The following is a 17,087-nucleotide window of genomic DNA, read 5'->3' on the forward strand; positions in this document are numbered from 1 at the left end:
AACCGGAGCCACTGGCTCCGGTTTTTTTATGGCCGACGGCGGCACTCCGGGGTCACTGGTGCTTACCCTGCTGCTTGGCCCGCATGATGTTGATGATCTCGATGTCGGTATCCAGCATCCCCTCCTTGGAGAGACGACCCAGGTTGGCGATGGTCTGATCCACATCGTCCGAGACGATCCCCTCGCTCTGGGGCACGCGCAGGTTGTTGATGGCCATCAGCGAGGATTTCACCGCCGCCGAGGTGGAGGTGGAGACCTTCATGGAGCAGGCGCTGCCGGCGCCGTCGCAGATGATGCCGGAAACATCCCCAATCATGTTGTTGATGCAGTGGCTGATCTGCTCGAACTGGCCCCCCAGCAGCCAGGTGATGGCGGCCCCCGATCCCATGGCGGCGGTACTGGCGGCACACAGGGCGGAGAGCTTGTTCTGGTAGGCCTTGATGTAGATGGCCACCAGGTGGCTCATCACCAGGGCACGGGCCAGCTGCTCGTCATCGGCCTTGAGGAAGCGGGCGGCGGCGACCACCGGCATGGTGGCGGCAATGCCCTGGTTGCCGGAACCGGAATTGGACATGGCGGGCAGCATTGCGCCATCCATCCGCGCATCGGAGGCGGCAGACGACAGGCGCATGGCCAGGGTCATCAGGTCGTCGGAGAGCAGCTTGCGCTCCACCTGATCGGTGAGGATCTTGCCGATGCGCAGGCCATAGCCCTGCAGCCCTTCGTCCGCCAGCGCCTGGTTCATGGTGGCCGCCTCGCGGATGAAGTCGATCTCGACCAGCGGCACCTCCAGGGCGAAGGCCACGATCTCCTTCAGGGTCATGGCGGGCTTGTCGGCCTTGGCTGGCTGGATCTGCACCCCGGGGGCGCTGTCCTGCACCATCAGCACCTCGCCATCCTTCTCCATCAGCACGATGCGGGTATGGTCGGTACAGATCACCACCCGGACGCTGTGCCCCTCCACTTCGGCCAGCACCTCGGCGTAGAGCACGTCGGGCACATCCTTCACATCCACCTCTATGGTGGGCAGCAGCCCCTTGGCCGCCTCGACCTGATCCGGCGTGAGGCTCTTGAGCACCTCCAGCCCGGCATCCGGGTTGCCACCGGTGATGCCAACGGCGGCGGCCACCGGCAGGCCGATCATGCCGGTGCCGGGCACGCCGACCCCCATGCCGTTCTTGAACAGATTGCCGCTGACCCAGACGCGGGTGCGAGTCGGTACCTGCCCCAGCAGCTTGCGGCAGTTGGCCGCCGCCAGGGCGACCGACATGGGCTCGGTGCAGCCGAGGGCCGGCACCACTTCACGCTTGAGCAGGGTAATAAAGTCGGTCCATTGTGCGTTCATTGCGATGTGTCTCATGTTCATGACGCCCGCGTGCGGGCTCGTCATTGTTGTTCGGCCAGTTCCGCCTTGTGATTGCGGATATGCAGGTAAACGGTATGGCGGGAGATGCCGAGCAGTTCGGCCACCAGTTGGGCGGCATCCTTGATCTCGAAGATGCCCATGTCGTAGAGCCGGTGCACGATCGCCTTGTTGCGCACGCTGCTGCCCAGCCCGGGATCCCTGTCCACCTTGGCGATCACCTGCGCCACCAGATCATCCACCGAGCTGGCGAAGGTCTCGGTGCCGTGGGCAGGGGGCACTGCGGGCGGGGCAAAGGTGTCGAGCAGGCTGCCAAGGGGCGTGTCCAGGCTGAAATTCACGCACAGCATACCGATGGGTTTGCCCTCGCGGTTGCTGATAGTGATGGACGAAGACTTCAGCAGGGTGCCCTCCCGGGAGCGGGAGAAATAGCTGCTCCACTGGCTGCCGGCGGCACTGTGCAACTTGTCGAGCGCAAAATCGGTGACCGGCGCTCCCTCCTGGCGGCCGGTGATGTGGCCGTTGGCAATCTTGATGACGGAGGCGTGCAGACTGTCAAAGGCGTGCAGCACCACCTCGCAGCCCGGGCCAAACAGGGCGGACAGCGCCGCCACCGCAGGCTCGAAGCTGGCGATCAGATGGCGCTCTTCATCGGTCAGTGTGCTGGCGTCGCGCAAGGGAGCTACCTCGGTCATGGGGTCATCCGGTCAACGTTGGGTAAGGATATTCAAAGCGGACTCAAATAAAATTGAGCAAATCCGCTTTTTGCGCGGGCATTATGCCCGACTGGTGAGACAACACCACAAAATGTGAGCAAAATCACGACTGAAATGAAAAAAAGGCCCCATGAGAGGCCTTCAAGGTAGTTTTTTGGTGCTTTTGCTCAACTTTAATTGAGCCAGGGCTCGTCAGTCCGGACAGGCAGGCACCACAGCCTGTCTGTTCCCTGCCACGGTCATCCACTCTGGTCATAAAAAAAGGGGGCCGAAGCCCCCTTTTTGTCTCATCCGGTCAACGCTTACAGCGCCTTCAGGATGGCCTCGACGCTGGCCTTGGCATCGCCAAACAGCATCTGGGTGTTCTCCTTGAAGAACAGCGGGTTCTGGACACCGGCGTAGCCAGTGTTCATGGAGCGCTTGAAGCCGATGACGTTCTGCGCCTTCCACACTTCCAGCACCGGCATGCCGGCGATGGGGCTGCCCGGATCTTCCATGGCGGCCGGGTTGACGGTGTCGTTGGCACCGATCACCAGCACCACGTCGGTGTCGGCGAAGTCATCATTGATCTCGTCCATTTCCAGCACGATGTCATAGGGGACTTTCGCTTCCGCCAGCAGCACGTTCATGTGACCAGGCAGACGACCGGCCACCGGGTGGATGCCGAAGCGCACCTTGACGCCGCGATCACGCAGCTTCTGGGTGATCTCGGCCACCGGGTACTGGGCCTGCGCCACCGCCATGCCGTAGCCCGGGGTGATGATGACGGAGCTGGCGTTCTTCAGCATGTCGGCCACGTCTTCGGCGTTGGTCTCGCGGTATTCGCCCAGCTCCTGCTCGGCGGTGGAGGCCACGCCGTCGGAGCCAAAGCCTCCTGCGATCACGGAGATGAAGGAGCGGTTCATCGCCTTGCACATGATGTAGGAAAGGATGGCACCGGAGGAACCCACCAGGGCACCGGTGACGATCAGCAGGTCATTGGAGAGCATGAAGCCCGCCGCCGCCGCCGCCCAACCGGAGTAGGAGTTCAGCATGGAGACCACCACCGGCATGTCCGCACCACCGATGGAGGCGACCAGGTGCCAGCCGAAGGCGAAGGCGATCAGGGTCATCACCAGCAGGGCGAAGGTGGAGCCACCGGCGTTGACGAAGTGGATCATCAGCGCGATGGAGACCACCACGGCCAGCAGGTTCAGCTTGTGGCGGTGCGGCAGCATCAGCGGCTTGGAAGAGATGAGGCCACGCAGCTTGCCGAACGCCACCACGGAACCGGTGAAGGTCACGGCACCGATGAAGACGCCCAGGAACACTTCCACCAGGTGGATGTTCAGCATGGCGCCGGAGAGGTGCTCGACCTGGGCGACGCTTGCCGCCTGCTCGAACGCCGCCCGGGCGGCTGCCAGGGTCGCATCCAGGTTGGAACCGACGGAGACCACCACTTCAGCGGGGGCGGAGGGGTGCAGATCGATGAAGCTGTTGAAGCCCACCAGCACCGCTGCCATGCCCACGAAGCTGTGCAGCACGGCCACCAGCTCGGGCATCTCGGTCATCTCGACCTTGAGGGCCAGACGCACGCCGATGGCGCCACCGATGGCCATGGCCAGGATGATCCAGTGGACGCCACTGGTTTCCGGGTTGAAGACGGTGGCGAGCAGGGCGATGGCCATCCCCGCGATACCGAACAGGTTGCCATGCTTGGCCGTTTCTTGCTTCGACAGTCCCGCGAGACTGAGGATGAAGAGCACGGCGGCAACGATATAGGATGCTGTTACCAGTCCTTGAGACACGTTAAACCCCCTTAATCCTTACGGAACATCTTCAGCATGCGCTGAGTGACGGTGAAGCCACCGAAGATGTTGATACTGGCAATCAGCACGGCGACAAAGGCCAGCACGGTGACCAGGGTCGACCCTTGTCCAATCTGCAACAGCGCACCGACCACGATGATGCCGGAGATGGCATTGGTGACCGACATCAGCGGCGTGTGCAGGGCGTGAGAGACGTTCCACACCACGTAGTAACCGACCACGCAGGCCAGGATGAAGACGGTGAAGTGGGAGAGGAAGGCGGCAGGCGCCACGGCGGCCACCCAACCGAAGGCGGCGATGCCGAGGGCACCGAACACGAACTTCTTGTTGGAGGGCTTGGCCTCTTCCTTCTTGGCGGCCGGTTTGGCGGCAGCCGGTTTCTGCGGGGCGGCAGAGACGGAGATGGCGGGGGGCGGGAAGGTCACTTCACCGGCCTGGACCACCGTCATGTTGCGCTGCACCACGTCTTCGAAGTCGATGGCGACGTTGCCGTCCTTCTCCTTGCACATCAGCTTCATCAGGTTCACCAGGTTGGTGCCGTAGAGCTGGGAGGATTGGGCAGGCAGGCGGCCCGGCAGATCGGTGTAACCGATCACCTTGACGCCGTTGTCGGTGACATGCAGTTCACCCGGTACCGTGTATTCGCAGTTGCCGCCGGCCTGGGCCGCCATGTCCACGATGACGGAGCCCGGCTTCATGCTGTCCACCATTTCCTTGGTGATGAGCTTGGGTGCCGGCTTGCCCGGGATCAGGGCGGTAGTGATGATGATGTCCACTTCCTTGGCCTGCTGGGCGAACAGCGCCATCTCGGCCTTGATGAACTCTTCGCTCATCACCTTGGCGTAACCGTCGCTGGAAGCGCCATCTTCGCCGCCGAAGTCCAGCTTGAGGAATTCCCCACCCATGGACTCGATCTGCTCGGCCACTTCCAGACGGGTATCGAAGGCACGCACGATGGCACCGAGGGAACCGGCGGTCCCGATGGCGGCCAGACCGGCCACACCGGCACCGATGACCAGCACCTTGGCGGGCGGCACTTTACCGGCGGCGGTGATCTGGCCGGTGAAGAAGCGACCGAACTGGTGCGCGGCTTCCACGACGGCGCGATAGCCACCGATGTTGGCCATGGAAGAGAGGGCGTCGAGGGACTGGGCACGGGAGATCCGCGGCACCATGTCCATCGCCATCACATTGATGTTGCGCTCGGAAAGCTTCTTGACCAGCTCGGGGTTCTGGGCGGGCCAGATGAAGCTCACCAGGGTGGCACCATCCTTAATTTGTGCGATTTCGGCCTCGGTCGGCGCGTTGACCTTGAAGACAAGGTCGGCTTGCCAGACGTTCGGTACCACGCTGGCACCGGCAGCCTCGAAGGCGGCATCATCGAAGCTGGCTCGCAGGCCGGCACCGGCCTCGATGGCAACCTCGAAGCCGAGCTTTTTCAGCTGCTCGACAGTGGCCGGGGTCGCTGCGACCCGGGTCTCACCGGCGAGACTCTCTCTCGGTATTCCAATCTGCATGACTATTCCCTGATGGTTAATAAACAATCATCGCCAAGTCTCTCATGTCTGAGGGGACAAGGCATGATCAAAGTGCAGGTCACGGGCCCTTTGTTATGAAAATCAGCAGGCTTCACCTCGACCTCCTGTCACGGTCAGGCCCCCGCTTTTCAGGCGCGAGGGTGATTAGTATCAAATTTTGGAGTTTTATTACAACCACGGCCCTGGGCGGGCGGGTACAGAATTCAGCCCATCCCGGACCGTGATTAAAAAAAACAAACCAAATTAGGGGCTTATACCAGCAAAAAGCGCTAAAAAAAGTGATCCAACCAGTCAAAAAAAATGTTTAACCCGGCCTCTACCTTAGCGTTTTTTGTTCTTACGAAATCTGCCGTTGGCTCATCTGATGAGATGAAAAGGGAAAAAGTAACCATTTTGCAACGATCAGGGGGCCGCGTCCCCGCCTGCTGGCGGGTTCGGGCCCCCTGGTGCAACCGGGCCTGCGGCCCGCTTCAGGCGCGCTCTGCTTACCAGGCCGCCTCATAAATATGCCGGCTCTGGGCCTGGTCGATGTCGCCGTGCTCACCCAGGGCGGTCATGCCGTGCTCTTCGAGCTTGGCCAGCAGGGCGTCGATCCGGGCGTCGGCCACGTAATCCCGCAGCCGGGTCTTGATCCCCATCCGCTCGAAGAAGTCGCGGGTGGCGGCGATGGCCCCGTCGATACGCGCCTCGTCACTGCCGCTGCGCAGATCCCAGACCCGCTCGGCGTATTGCAGCAGTTTGGCGCGCTTCTGCTCGCGCTTGGCCTGCAGCAGGGCGGGCAGCACCACCGCCAGGGTCTGGGCGTGGTCCAGACCGTGCAGGGCGGTGATCTCGTGGCCCAGCATGTGGGTGGCCCAGTCCTGGGGCACGCCGGCTCCGATCAGGCCGTTCAGTGCCAGGGTGGCGCTCCACATGATGTTGGCACGCACGTCGTAGTTTTCCGGCTCCACCAGCGCCTTGGGCCCCTCTTCCGCCAGGGTCAGCAGCAGCCCTTCTGCAAAGCGATCCTGCACCTTGGCATCCACCGGGTAGGTGAGGTACTGCTCCAGGGTGTGGATGAAGGCATCCACCACCCCATTGGCCACCTGACGGGCGGGCAGGGTGTAGGTGAGCACGGGGTCGAGCACGGCGAAGCGCGGCATCACGAAGGGGGAGAAGAAGTGCTGCTTGTCCCCTGTGCTCTTGCGGGTGATGACGGCGCCCATGTTCATCTCGGAGCCGGTGGCCGGCAGGGTCAGCACGCTGCCCAGGGGAATGGCGGAGGCCACCTCGCCGCCGACGGTCTCGAGGATGTGCCAGGGATCCCTGGCCGGATCGTAGTGAGCGGCCGCGGCGATGAACTTGGTGCCGTCCAGCACGGAGCCGCCACCCACTGCCAGCAGGAAGTCGACCTTCTCGGCGCGGGCCAGTTCGACGGCACCCATCAGGGTCTCGTAGGTGGGGTTGGGCTCGATGCCGCCAAATTCAAACAGGGTCAGGCCGGCCAGCTCGCTGCGGATCTGGTCCAGCAGGCCGCTGCGCACCACGCTGCCACCGCCGTAGGTGACGAGGATGCGGGCGTCGCTGGGGATCTGGCCGCGCAGCTGGGCCACCTGGCCCTTGCCGAACAGCACCTTGGTGGGGGTGTGCAGGATGAAGTTGTTCATGGGATCTCCCGGGGTGGTCGTAGTCGGTAAGGCATGGGTTGCATTTTTCTCTTATAACCTCCTATCATCAAGGGAGCTTTCTGCCGATTTCTTGCCTATTTCTACTGAGCCTGGATAAATGAGTACAAATCAGCCCATCGCGGCGACCCACCAGTCCGCCCTCGCCAGCCGACTCGCCGCCCTGGCTCCCCACCCGGGGATCACCGCCGCCCCCGTGCCCGGCGTGCACCTCATCTACACCACGGAGCATCACGACCGCATCCCGGTGCTCTACCGCCCGCGCATGATCATCATCCTGCAGGGGCACAAGGTGGGCTATCTCTCGGACTTCACCTTCCGCTACGACCCCGAGCACTACCTGATGATGACCCTGCCGCTGCCCTGCGAGTGCGAGTGCTTCGCCTCCCCCGAATCCCCTCTGGTGGGGCTCTCGGTGGAGATCGACGTGGCGGCGCTGCAGGCCCTGCTGCTGGAGATGGGGGACGCGGCCCCCGCCCCGGCGGAACCGGGTCGCGGCGTGGTCTCCGTGCCCCTCTCCGAGACCATGCTCTGCGCGGTGGAGCGCCTCATCGACGTGATGGACAAGCCGCTCCACGCCCGGGTGCTGGGGCCCCAGATCGTGCGCGAGATCCTGTTCCACGCCCTGCACGAAGGGGGTGCCCCCGCCCTGCTTGCCATGGCCAGCCGTCACAGCCAGGTGAGCCAGATCGCCCGGGTGCTGCGTATCATGGAGCAGCGCTTTACCGAGAACCTGACGGTGGAGGAGCTGGCCCGGGAGGCAAACATGAGCGTCTCGGCCTTCCACCACCACTTCAAGGCGGCCACCGCCACCTCGCCCCTGCAGTACATCAAGACCCTGCGCCTGCACCGGGCGCGGCTGATGATGCTGCACGACGGCCTCAAGGCCGGGGTGGCGGCGGACAAGGTAGGCTACGAGAGCGGCTCCCAGTTCAGCCGCGAATACAAACGCTTCTTTGGCAACACCCCGAGCGAACACGCGGCACGCTTCCGCTCGGGACAACTGCGTATCGTGGAGGGATGACATGCGCACACTGATCCTGCTCGTTCTGACCCTGCTGGCCACCGCCTGCACCGGCATTCCACCGGGACACCAGGTGGTCAAGCCCTTCCAGCTCGACCGCTACCTGGGCACCTGGTACGAGGTGGCCCGCCTCGATCACGGCTTCGAGCGCGGCCTGAACCGGGTCACCGCCACCTACAGCCTGCGGGATGACGGCGGTGTCAGGGTGATCAACCGGGGGCAGGACGAACAGGGGGAATGGCGCGAGGCCGAGGGGCGCGCCTACTTCGTGGGCGACAGCGACGAGGGGCGCCTCAAGGTGAGCTTCTTCGGCCCCTTCTACGGCAGCTACAACGTGCTGGCGACGGACTATGAGCTCTCCCTGGTGAGCAGTTACAACCTCCAGTACCTCTGGATCCTCTCCCGCACGCCCCATCCCCCCAAAGAGAAGGTAGAGGCCCTGGTCGAGCGGGCCAGAGGGCTCGGCTTTGCCACCGACCGGCTGATCTGGGTCAGCCAAGATCCGGCGGGGAACGCCCCATGAGGATCTTCCAGGCCACCCCCGGGGACATTCCCCGGGTCATCCCCCTGTTCGTGGAATACCGGGCGTTCTACCGGCTGCCTGCCCGGCCCGAGGCCGCCGAAGCCTTCCTGCTGGAGCGCTGCACCGCCGGGGAGTCGGTGCTCTTCGTGGCCCAGAGCGAGGCGGGAGAGGTGCTGGGATTTGCCCACCTCTATCCCCTGTTCTGCTCCCTCGCCCTGAAGCCCATCTGGCTGCTGTACGATCTGTTCGTGGCGCCGGCGGCCCGCCAGCAGGGGGTGGCCCAGGCGCTGCTGGCGCGGGCCGATCGCCACGGCCAGGAGACGGGCGCCGCCTTCCTGATGCTGAGCACCGCCACCGACAACCGGCAGGCTCAGGCCCTCTACGAAGGGCACGGCTACCAGCGGGACAACGAGTTCTACAGCTACATCAAGCCCCTCTGAGCCTCTGCCTGCGCCCGTTGCAGGGCCAGGACCCGGCATTATTCAGCGGGTGCATGACGAATTAATATCCATACACAGGATGAATAAAGGCGACCCCGGGGTCGCCTTTGTCACATCCGGGTCGCAGCCTAGAGCCGGAAGCGCCCGATCTCCTGCTCCAGCCGCTCGGTGAGAGACTTGAGCTGGGCCGCCTGGGCGGCCTCTTCGCCAGCCTGGGCCGCCAGCGCCTGGGAGACGTGGCGGATATTCTCGGTGTTGCGGCTGATCTCGCCGGTCACCGAGGTCTGCTCCTCGGCCGCCGCCGCGATCTGGGTCGCCATGTCGCTGATGGCGCCGATGGCTTCGTTGATCCTGCCCAGGCTGAGATTCGCCGCTTCGGCGTCCTCCACGCTGGTGCCCGCCAGCTGGCGACTGGTCTCCATGCCGCCCACCGCCTTGCGGGTGGTCTGCTGCAGCGCCTCGATCATCTGCTGGATCTCGGCGGTGGAGTCGTGGGTGCGGCGCGACAGCACCCGCACCTCGTCCGCCACCACGGCAAAGCCGCGTCCCTGCTCCCCGGCCCGGGCCGCCTCGATGGCGGCGTTCAGGGCCAGCAGGTTGGTCTGCTCGGCGATGCCGCTGATGGTGGCCAGAATGCCGCTGATCTGCTGGGCGTGGCCATCCAGCTCGTGGATGGTCTGGCTGGCGTCGGAGACCTCCCCCGCCAGCCCCGTGATGCTGCGCTGGCTCTGGCCGACCTGGGACTGGCCGGCCACCGCGAGGCGCACCGCATCGCCGGCGGTGTTGGCGGCAAACTCGGCGTTGCCGGCGATCTCCTGGGTGGCGGAAGCCATCTCGGTCACTGCGGTCGCCACCATGACGATCTCGTCCTGCTGCAGGCGCACCCGCTGGCTGCGGGCCTCGGCCCCCGCCGCCTGGGTGCGGGACTGGGCCGCCAGCTCGACGGTGACGTCCCGCAACCGGCTGACGATGCCGTGCAGTCGCGCCACGAACTGGTTGAAGTTCTGGGCCAGCTGCCCCACCTCATCCTGGCTGCGGGTGGCGATCTGCACCGTGAGATCCCCCTCCCCGTGGGCGATGTCGGCGAGCGCCCTGGAGACCCGTCCCAGATCCGCGAACAGGTAGTTGAACATGGCGATGAGCAGGGCACCGAACACCAGCAGCAGCACCAGGGTCAGCCCCACCAGTTGCCACAGCAGGGAGGCGAGCGGCGCCTCCAGCACCTCCTTGTACATCACCATGGCGAGCAGCCAGTCGGTGCCGGGCACGCCTTGCACCGAGAGCAGCACCTCGCGCCCGTTCAAGTTGGCGCCGTGCAGTTCGCCGTCGCGGCTCCACGCATCCAGCGCCGCCCCGGTGAGACCGGGATCCAGCTCCGCCACCTGCTTGAGCGCCAGCTCCTTGTTCGGGTGGCCGACGATGAGGCCGGTGCGGTCGAGCAGCATGGCGTAGCCCTCTCCCTGCACCTTCATGGCCAGCACCTCGTCGATGAGGGCGTCGAGGGAGAGATCCGCCCCGGCCACCCCGATCACCCGGCCCTGGTGGCTCACCGGCTCGGCCAGGGTCACCACCATCTGCTGCATGGTCACGCTGACATAGGGCGGCGTGACGATGAGCTTGCCCGCCTTGTCGGCGTTCTGGTACCAGGGGCGGGCCCTGGGGTCATAGTTGGCGGTGTTGAGGGCGGGATCGTGGCGGGTCATCTCCCCCTGCGCCGAACCAAAATAGGTGAGGCCGAAACCGCCGGAGGTGCGGGTCTGCAACAGGTGGGGCACCAGGGCCGTGTCGGGGTCGTGCGCAATGACAGCGGCCAGGGCGTCGACCGCGTGCTTGCGATCCTCAAGCCAGTTGCCGATGGCCACCGAGTGGGCGTGGCCGTAGTTGACCGCCTCGCTCTGGATGGCGTCAAGGGTGCGGGATTTGAGGGTGTGGAAGGCGACAATACCGAGCAGGGCTGCCATCAGCAGCACTACCCCCAGGCTGGCCGCGAGCAGCTTGCCGCGCAACGAGAGAGTCATGACAACGAATCCTTGTGGTAGCCGGGGGCCGGGAATACCCCCATCTTGGTAGTTGTATCGGCACAATCATGAACGGTCTTTAGTGAATCCTGATATTTTTTCATCTATCAACAACAGAACGCACTACCAGCAACAGACTGTTCACTATTCCATGCTGACACCCGCAGGCACCACAAGGCCGCCCTAAGGCGGCCATGAGGTCAGGTCGCGGATGACGGGCAGGCACCGGCAGAGCAGGTCAGCCCCGCTGACCTGTCTCTTGAGGGCGGTTTCAGGTGCCTGCAAAGAGGGTTGGCGGGCAGGGTTGAATCCATCAGGAACCGAGCTGGTGCTCCCCCTGTTGCCCCCCTCTCGGCAACGTGGACTGTGCTAGATTGGGTATCCCGTTTTCAAGGAGAACCCGCTGCCATGCCACGAAATATCGAGATCAAAGCCCGCATAGCCGGGGTCGATGACCTTATCCCCAAAGCTGCGGCCATCGCCGATAAGGGCCCCGTCGACATCGCCCAGGACGATACCTTCTTTCGCTGTGAATCGGGCCGCTTCAAATTGCGGACGCTCTCCCCGTCGGCAGGCCAGCTCATCTTCTACCGCAGGCCTGATCAACAGGGTCCGAAGGAGAGCTACTACCACATCACGCCAACGAACGAGCCGGACAAGCTGCGGGAAACGCTCACCCTGGCTTGCGGCCAGATTGGCAGAGTGCGAAAACAGCGGACCCTGTTTCTGGTGGGCAGAACCCGGATCCATCTCGACCGGGTTGAAGGGCTGGGTCACTTCCTCGAACTGGAAGTGGTGCTGGAAGATGACGAACCGCGCGAGGTGGGGATGCAGGAAGCTCACGACATCATGGCGCGTCTCAGTATCGAGCACTCCCGGTTGATCGAAGGCGCCTATCTGGATCTCCTGCTGCAACGACAACCCTGAGGGATTCACAACAACAAGGCCGCCTCAAGGGCGGCCTTTTACTGTCCGGCGGCTGGGTTATTTGACCCGTGCCAGCGCCGTGTTGATCCTCAGGTTGGTCGCCTCCAGCCCCGGCTGCTGGCCGTAAAAGTCGAACGCCAGCTCGACCCCGGGGCGAAACAGCAGGCAGTGGGTGGAGCCGCCGAAGTGGAACATGCCGAGCTGCTCCCCCTTCGCGATCCGCTGCCCCGGCTGCACCGTCACCTCGCAGCTCGACACCTCCGCCATGCCCACCGGCACCACGCACATCAGGCCGATTTTGGGGTTGTCCGCCTCGATGAAGATGAGTGCCCGGGTCGCCACCGCGGTGAGGAAGGGCTGGGACTGGTTCGGGGCGCTGGGGTCGGGCCCCGCCGGGCTGTCGAAACCCTGGTGGCGGTTGGCCAGGTAGTAGCTGCCGTTGACCACCTTGACCGAGCGCACCGTGCCGCTCACCGGGCTGTGCCAGCGGTGATAGCTGAGGGCGCTGAGGAAGGCCTGATAGAGGGTGCCCCCCTCGAACGCGGCGGCGCGCGGGTCGAAGTCCAGCAGGTTGTCCAGGGAATAGGGCTGCCCCTTGAGCCAGAAGGCGTCCTGCCGTCTTACCCCGGTCACCACCTGCAGCGGGGCCGACTCGCAGGCGTTGGCGATCACGCTGTCATCGTCCGGGGCCGTCACCGGCCGCACGCCGGGGCAGAAGCGGCGGGTGAAGAAGTCGTCCCAGCTGGCGAAGCCCTCGTATTCCTCTCCCGGCGCGGTGTGGAAGATCCCCTCGAAGCGCTCTGGGGTAGGGTTGTCGCCGGCCCCGAGCGCCCCCTGCGCCACTTTGACCATCTCCCGTTTCGCCACGTCACCCAGCCAGGGGACGATCAGGGTCTGGCGATCCAGGGGGCTCACCGACTCGGTCAGCACATAACGGGACGCGGGACTTTGCAGGAAGTCGGCCCAGTAACCGAGGATCTTGCGCAATTGCTGGTTCACCAGCGCATTGGCGAAGAAGTCGTACCCGGCGGCCGTCGCCATGGGCCAGTTGAGCAGGGCATTGATGGGGAATCCGATCAGCCCGGCGGGCTCCTGGGTCTGCACATCCTGATAGGCTTCCGGGGCCGTGGTCATGATGCCGTTGAGCAGCTGCAGGAACTCATCGAAGCTGCGCACCTGGACCTGACCGAGCGGCGTGCTGTGCTCATGCTGCCACGCCTCGTCAAACATCCCCTGGGCCTGCTGATGCAGGAGAGGATCCTGCTCCACCAGCGCCTTCAATCCGGCGATCGGGGCCACCAGCGGGCGAGGCTGGCGGGTGACCGCCTGACGCAGCCGCTGCACCCAGCGCGCCACATGGGCCTGATCCCGGGGGACCCAGCCACCGGCATGGGCATGGGGGTGACGCGTATCCACTGCCTTGTTCATCGCTCTCTCCTTGTTGAAGCGCCTTGGGCCCGCCGGATGCGATGCGCCTGAAGGCGCCATCTGGCAGGAAGCAAGGTGTAGCACAGGGGGAAAGCGGCCTCCATTGACAGAAATGGCAGCGGCGAAGCGGGGAAAAAGAGGCTAACGGAGGCGGTGGCAAACGCCGGAAATGCGAAAGGCCAGCTCAATGAGCTGGCCTTTCTGAAAAATGGCAGGGGCGGCAGGACTCGAACCCGCAACCATCGGTTTTGGAGACCGCTGTTCTACCAATTGGAACTACGCCCCTGCAACAAACGAGGCGTAGTATACAAAGCGGAGGTCAAAGGTAAAGGCTTTTTTTCTCACTTTCGATGCGATCGAACAAATGACGAGCAGATCCCCGCAATTCCAACAAGGAGCGGGGGTAAGCTGCTGTATTTGCAGCCCCGACGGGGTAGGAATGGGACACAAATGGGGGTAGGGTGAAACCAGGCTCAGGGAGGCTGCCCATGCTCAATTACCGACTGCTGCAACAGCTTGCGCCCCTCAACTTCCGGGATGAGCGCAAGACGGAGACCCTGGCCGACTATCTGGACAGAGTCTCTCCCCTAGTGCCCTCCATTCCCTCCAATGTGCTCGCCCAGTGGATTTACCGTCATTGGCGCGGTTTTGAATCCAACTGGAGCTTTATCGATCTCGCCAGCCACCAGTTCGAGTGCGAGCACTGGCCCACCGCGCAGATTATCGAGCAGATAGACTCCCGCCACATGGAGGTGATCGATCGCTGGGGCGAGATGCTGCGCAGCAACCGCTACGTGCGCCGCTCCTGGCTCGGCGATGACATGCTGCGCCGGGGCACCTGGTCCGAGCCTGTCATCGTCCTCGCCACCGCCCCGGGAACCAGCTACCCGGACGGTCATCCCCTGCCCCATCCCTACTGCCTGCTGGAGGGGCACCACAGGCTCGGCTACCTGCGCAGCATGGCCGCCGATGGCGCTCCCTTGCAGGCGCAGCACGCACTCTGGATTTGTCGACCCGTTCGCGACACTTAAACGTTTTTCTAGGCAAATCCTGCCTATGAAATAAATTTTTGACAATTCAAAAACCAGCCCTATAATCGGTGCGGTTTTGAAAAAGGTCGGGACAGGACAATGCCGTTTTTGATGAAAAAAGCAGCCTTGCAGACGGGTGGAGCGCACCAGAGCGGCCCCGTTGTTTCCGGTTCCCGTCCCACAGATCCCCCGTTTTTTTTGAAAAGAGCCCCTGTTTCAGGGGCTTTTTTTTGTGCCGGAAAAACCTTCATTGATGCCAAAGGGAATGCAGACGATGACCAATCCACTCTATAACAAACACGTCATCTCCATCTCGGATCTGACCCGGTCCGACATGGAACTGGTGGTCGCCACCGCACAGCGGTTGAAGGCCGAACCCGACAGCCGCCTGCTGAAAGACAAGCTGGTCGCCAGTTGCTTCTTCGAAGCCTCCACCCGCACCCGTCTCTCCTTCGAGACCGCGGTCCAGCGCCTGGGCGGCAACATCATCGGCTTCGCCGACGGCGGCAACACCAGCGCCAAGAAGGGCGAGACTCTGGCCGACTCCATCAAGATCATCAGCTCCTACACCGATGCGGTGGTGATGCGCCACCCGAAGGAAGGGGCAGCCCGTCTGGCCTCCGAGTTCTCCCGGGTGCCGGTCATCAACGGCGGTGACGGCTCCAACCAGCATCCCACCCAGACCCTGCTCGACCTCTTCTCCATCCACGAGACCCAAGGCAAGCTGGACGGCCTCAACGTCGCCTTCGTCGGTGACCTGAAGTACGGCCGCACCGTCCACTCCCTGGCCCAGGCCCTGAGCCTGTTCAACTGCCGCTTCTTCTTCATCTCCCCGGAGGCGCTGGCCATGCCGGACTACCTCTGCGAGGAGCTGGAAGAGAAGGGCATCCGCTTCAGCGTGCACGAGACCATGGAAGAGGTGATGCCGGAGCTCGACATCCTCTACATGACCCGCGTCCAGAAGGAGCGCTTCGACGAGACCGAGTACAAGCACATGGCCGCCAAGTTCGTGCTGGAGCTGGCGACCCTGGAAGGGGCCAAGCCCACCATGAAGATCCTCCATCCCCTGCCCCGGGTTGACGAGATCGAGGTCGCCGTCGACAAGACCCCCCACGCCTACTACTTCCAGCAGGCGGAGAACGGGGTCTATGCCCGCCAGGCACTGCTGGCACTGGTACTGAACGAAACCGTCTAAGGGAAAGGGGAACATCATGTCCGAGAAGAACCAACTGCAAGTCGAAGCCATCCGCCACGGCTCCGTCATCGACCACGTCCCCGCCGGCCAGGGCATCAAGATCCTCAAGCTGTTCCAGCTGATCGAGACCCAGGAGCGGATCACCGTCGGCTTCAACCTCAAATCCGGCGCCCTCGGCAAGAAGGATCTCATCAAGATCGAGAACACCCGTCTGACCGAGCAGCAGGCCAACCAGCTCGCCCTGTTCGCCCCCAAGGCGACCGTCAACATCATCGAAGACTTCGTGGTGGTGAAGAAGCACCAGCTGGCGCTGCCGGAGTTCATCGAAGGGGTCTTCCACTGCCCCAACTCCAACTGCATCTCCCACAACGAACCGGTGGAGAGCTACTTCCGGGTGCGCGAGGTGAAAGGGGCGGTGCGGATGAAGTGCAAATACTGCGAGAAGTCCTTCACCCAGGACATCGTCAGCGAACGCTACTGATTTCCTGCCGGCAAAGGATATCCATGTGGGCCCCATCGGGCCCATTTTTGAACCCTGTCACATCACTTATTCCCCCTTTGGTTATAATTTGCCATCCCGTAATGGATATACCTCGCTCATCCCCTGCTTGAGTGCTCCTCATTAGTGTTTTTCGCTATGAAAAGCCGGAACGACAGACTGGGCGAGACCGCCATCGCTCATCGCCAAAGGAAGTCGCCATGGTCAACACCCTCAGCCGCCCAGCAGAACCAGAGTCCGACCTGGCCCAGCTCGACGCCTGCCGCCAGATCATCGGCCAGCACTGCTACAGCACCCAGGAGGAGATCCGCCGCGAGCTCTCCGCCCGCGGTTTTGCCGACATCAGCCAGTCCACCATCTCCCGCCTGCTGCGCCGTCTCGGGGTCGCCAAGGCCCAGAACGCCAACGGCAAGAAGGTCTACACCCTGGTGGACGAGCAGCTGGAGCCCGCCGGCAGCACCCGCTCCATCCACGACATGGTGCGCGCCGTGGTCCACAACCAGCAGATGGTACTGGTGCATACCACCCCGGGGGCCGCTACCGTGGTGGCTCGCCTGCTGGATCGCAACGCCAATCCCGAGATCCTGGGGGCCGTGGCCGGCAACGACGTGGTACTGATCGCCCCGCGCCACATCAGCCGAACCCGCCAGGCTCACGCTGCCGTGGTGCGCACCCTGGAAAACGCCCGCTGACCCCTGCTGGATGCCAGAAGGCGACCCCGGGGTCGCCTTTTTGTTGCCCGCGCGGCAAGGAGTCAGACCACGGGAGAGCCCGGGCGCCCCGCCTTGCCAGCCATAAAAAAGGCGCTGTCCCAATTACATGTTGAAAGGCTAACCTTGAAGTAGGTCATCACCCTGAGGGCCTCCATAATGGATACCCAAGCCTTTCAACATCTACTGTCTCTCTTTCCACA

General features: G+C 63.6%; 15 protein-coding genes and 1 tRNA gene. 8 read left to right on the forward strand and 8 right to left on the reverse strand.

The genetic code is table 11. The features are described 5' to 3' along the window. Nucleotides 1-52: 52 nt before the first annotated feature. The 5 genes from ACB037_RS20075 to yqhD form a co-directional block, all read right to left on the reverse strand. A complete protein-coding gene (locus ACB037_RS20075; protein ID WP_371175806.1) occupies nt 53-1,360 on the reverse strand; it encodes a serine dehydratase subunit alpha family protein in 1,308 nt (435 codons plus the stop codon). A gap of 26 nt (nt 1,361-1,386) precedes the next feature. After that, entirely contained in the window at nt 1,387-2,058 is a 672-nt protein-coding gene (locus tag ACB037_RS20080) for a transcriptional regulator (RefSeq protein ID WP_025202524.1), read from the reverse strand. A 323-nt stretch (nt 2,059-2,381) separates the two neighbouring features. Then, nucleotides 2,382-3,866 carry a Re/Si-specific NAD(P)(+) transhydrogenase subunit beta gene (pntB, locus tag ACB037_RS20085; protein WP_010675995.1) on the reverse strand — a complete coding sequence of 495 codons (1,485 nt, stop codon included), beginning with the start codon at nt 3,864-3,866 and terminating at the stop codon, nt 2,382-2,384. An 11-nt stretch (nt 3,867-3,877) separates the two neighbouring features. Continuing rightward, the gene (locus ACB037_RS20090) at nt 3,878-5,404 is read right to left on the reverse strand and encodes a Re/Si-specific NAD(P)(+) transhydrogenase subunit alpha (RefSeq protein WP_025202523.1); all 1,527 of its coding nucleotides are present in this window, start codon (nt 5,402-5,404) and stop codon (nt 3,878-3,880) included. A gap of 506 nt (nt 5,405-5,910) precedes the next feature. After that, nucleotides 5,911-7,071, reverse strand: a complete 1,161-nt coding sequence (gene yqhD / locus ACB037_RS20095; RefSeq protein ID WP_371175807.1) for an alcohol dehydrogenase — start codon at nt 7,069-7,071, stop codon at nt 5,911-5,913. Nucleotides 7,072-7,189: 118 nt separating this feature from the next. Here yqhD and ACB037_RS20100 point away from each other — a divergent pair, with 118 nt between their 5' ends. From ACB037_RS20100 to ACB037_RS20110, 3 genes are read left to right on the forward strand one after another with little or no spacing between them, the layout of a single operon-like run. After that, nucleotides 7,190-8,113, forward strand: a complete 924-nt coding sequence (locus ACB037_RS20100) for an AraC family transcriptional regulator (protein ID WP_010675998.1) — start codon at nt 7,190-7,192, stop codon at nt 8,111-8,113. 1 nt (nt 8,114) lies between these two features. Then, nucleotides 8,115-8,636 (forward strand): lipocalin family protein, encoded by a 522-nt coding sequence (locus tag ACB037_RS20105; protein ID WP_041211937.1) that lies wholly within the window; start codon nt 8,115-8,117, stop codon nt 8,634-8,636. Beyond that, nucleotides 8,633-9,076, forward strand: a complete 444-nt coding sequence (locus tag ACB037_RS20110; protein ID WP_143236937.1) for an N-acetyltransferase — start codon at nt 8,633-8,635, stop codon at nt 9,074-9,076. Before ACB037_RS20105 ends, ACB037_RS20110 begins: the two co-directional genes overlap by 4 nt. Nucleotides 9,077-9,204: 128 nt before the next feature. Here ACB037_RS20110 and ACB037_RS20115 read toward each other — a convergent pair whose 3' ends face one another. After that, nucleotides 9,205-11,094, reverse strand: coding sequence for a methyl-accepting chemotaxis protein (locus ACB037_RS20115; RefSeq protein ID WP_257711937.1), 1,890 nt, complete (start codon nt 11,092-11,094; stop codon nt 9,205-9,207). A 408-nt stretch (nt 11,095-11,502) separates the two neighbouring features. Between ACB037_RS20115 and ACB037_RS20120 the strand changes: the two genes are divergently transcribed. Then, a complete protein-coding gene (locus ACB037_RS20120; RefSeq protein ID WP_041211940.1) occupies nt 11,503-12,021 on the forward strand; it encodes a class IV adenylate cyclase in 519 nt (172 codons plus the stop codon). Between the two features lie 57 nt (nt 12,022-12,078). Here the strand turns inward: ACB037_RS20120 and ACB037_RS20125 are convergent, their stop codons facing one another. Together ACB037_RS20125 and ACB037_RS20130 are read right to left on the reverse strand one after the other, a co-directional pair. After that, the gene (locus tag ACB037_RS20125) at nt 12,079-13,449 is read right to left on the reverse strand and encodes a phosphatidylserine decarboxylase family protein (RefSeq protein ID WP_042864777.1); all 1,371 of its coding nucleotides are present in this window, start codon (nt 13,447-13,449) and stop codon (nt 12,079-12,081) included. A gap of 209 nt (nt 13,450-13,658) precedes the next feature. After that, nucleotides 13,659-13,735: transfer RNA gene (locus tag ACB037_RS20130), tRNA-Trp, on the reverse strand. A 202-nt stretch (nt 13,736-13,937) separates the two neighbouring features. On the opposite strand from ACB037_RS20130, the gene ACB037_RS20135 reads away from it, so the two are divergent. The 4 genes from ACB037_RS20135 to ACB037_RS20150 all read left to right on the forward strand — a co-directional run bounded on the left by ACB037_RS20135 (nt 13,938) and on the right by ACB037_RS20150 (nt 16,866). Beyond that, entirely contained in the window at nt 13,938-14,480 is a 543-nt protein-coding gene (locus ACB037_RS20135; protein ID WP_371175808.1) for a hypothetical protein, read from the forward strand. Nucleotides 14,481-14,754: 274 nt separating this feature from the next. Further along, nucleotides 14,755-15,675 carry an aspartate carbamoyltransferase gene (gene pyrB / locus ACB037_RS20140; RefSeq protein WP_010676005.1) on the forward strand — a complete coding sequence of 307 codons (921 nt, stop codon included), beginning with the start codon at nt 14,755-14,757 and terminating at the stop codon, nt 15,673-15,675. A gap of 16 nt (nt 15,676-15,691) precedes the next feature. Continuing rightward, the gene (gene pyrI, locus ACB037_RS20145) at nt 15,692-16,156 is read left to right on the forward strand and encodes an aspartate carbamoyltransferase regulatory subunit (RefSeq protein ID WP_010676006.1); all 465 of its coding nucleotides are present in this window, start codon (nt 15,692-15,694) and stop codon (nt 16,154-16,156) included. A 218-nt stretch (nt 16,157-16,374) separates the two neighbouring features. Next, the gene (locus tag ACB037_RS20150) at nt 16,375-16,866 is read left to right on the forward strand and encodes an arginine repressor (protein ID WP_039039633.1); all 492 of its coding nucleotides are present in this window, start codon (nt 16,375-16,377) and stop codon (nt 16,864-16,866) included. Nucleotides 16,867-17,087: the final 221 nt, after the last annotated feature.

Origin of the sequence: Aeromonas sp. S19(2024) (assembly GCF_041402625.1) — a bacterium.
Lineage (GTDB): Bacteria > Pseudomonadota > Gammaproteobacteria > Enterobacterales > Aeromonadaceae > Aeromonas > Aeromonas caviae.

Bases quoted from the DNA above. Each gene is read 5' to 3' on its own strand.
- ACB037_RS20075 (WP_371175806.1), bottom strand. From the start codon at position 1,360: ATGAGACACATCGCAATGAACGCACAATGGACCGACTTTATTACCCTG.
- ACB037_RS20080 (WP_025202524.1), bottom strand. From the start codon at position 2,058: ATGACCGAGGTAGCTCCCTTGCGCGACGCCAGCACACTGACCGATGAA.
- ACB037_RS20090 (WP_025202523.1), bottom strand. From the start codon at position 5,404: ATGCAGATTGGAATACCGAGAGAGAGTCTCGCCGGTGAGACCCGGGTC.
- yqhD (WP_371175807.1), bottom strand. From the start codon at position 7,071: ATGAACAACTTCATCCTGCACACCCCCACCAAGGTGCTGTTCGGCAAG.
- ACB037_RS20100 (WP_010675998.1), top strand. From the start codon at position 7,190: ATGAGTACAAATCAGCCCATCGCGGCGACCCACCAGTCCGCCCTCGCC.
- ACB037_RS20105 (WP_041211937.1), top strand. From the start codon at position 8,115: ATGCGCACACTGATCCTGCTCGTTCTGACCCTGCTGGCCACCGCCTGC.
- ACB037_RS20110 (WP_143236937.1), top strand. From the start codon at position 8,633: ATGAGGATCTTCCAGGCCACCCCCGGGGACATTCCCCGGGTCATCCCC.
- ACB037_RS20115 (WP_257711937.1), bottom strand. From the start codon at position 11,094: ATGACTCTCTCGTTGCGCGGCAAGCTGCTCGCGGCCAGCCTGGGGGTA.
- ACB037_RS20120 (WP_041211940.1), top strand. From the start codon at position 11,503: ATGCCACGAAATATCGAGATCAAAGCCCGCATAGCCGGGGTCGATGAC.
- ACB037_RS20125 (WP_042864777.1), bottom strand. From the start codon at position 13,449: ATGAACAAGGCAGTGGATACGCGTCACCCCCATGCCCATGCCGGTGGC.
- ACB037_RS20135 (WP_371175808.1), top strand. From the start codon at position 13,938: ATGCTCAATTACCGACTGCTGCAACAGCTTGCGCCCCTCAACTTCCGG.
- pyrB (WP_010676005.1), top strand. From the start codon at position 14,755: ATGACCAATCCACTCTATAACAAACACGTCATCTCCATCTCGGATCTG.
- pyrI (WP_010676006.1), top strand. From the start codon at position 15,692: ATGTCCGAGAAGAACCAACTGCAAGTCGAAGCCATCCGCCACGGCTCC.
- ACB037_RS20150 (WP_039039633.1), top strand. From the start codon at position 16,375: ATGGTCAACACCCTCAGCCGCCCAGCAGAACCAGAGTCCGACCTGGCC.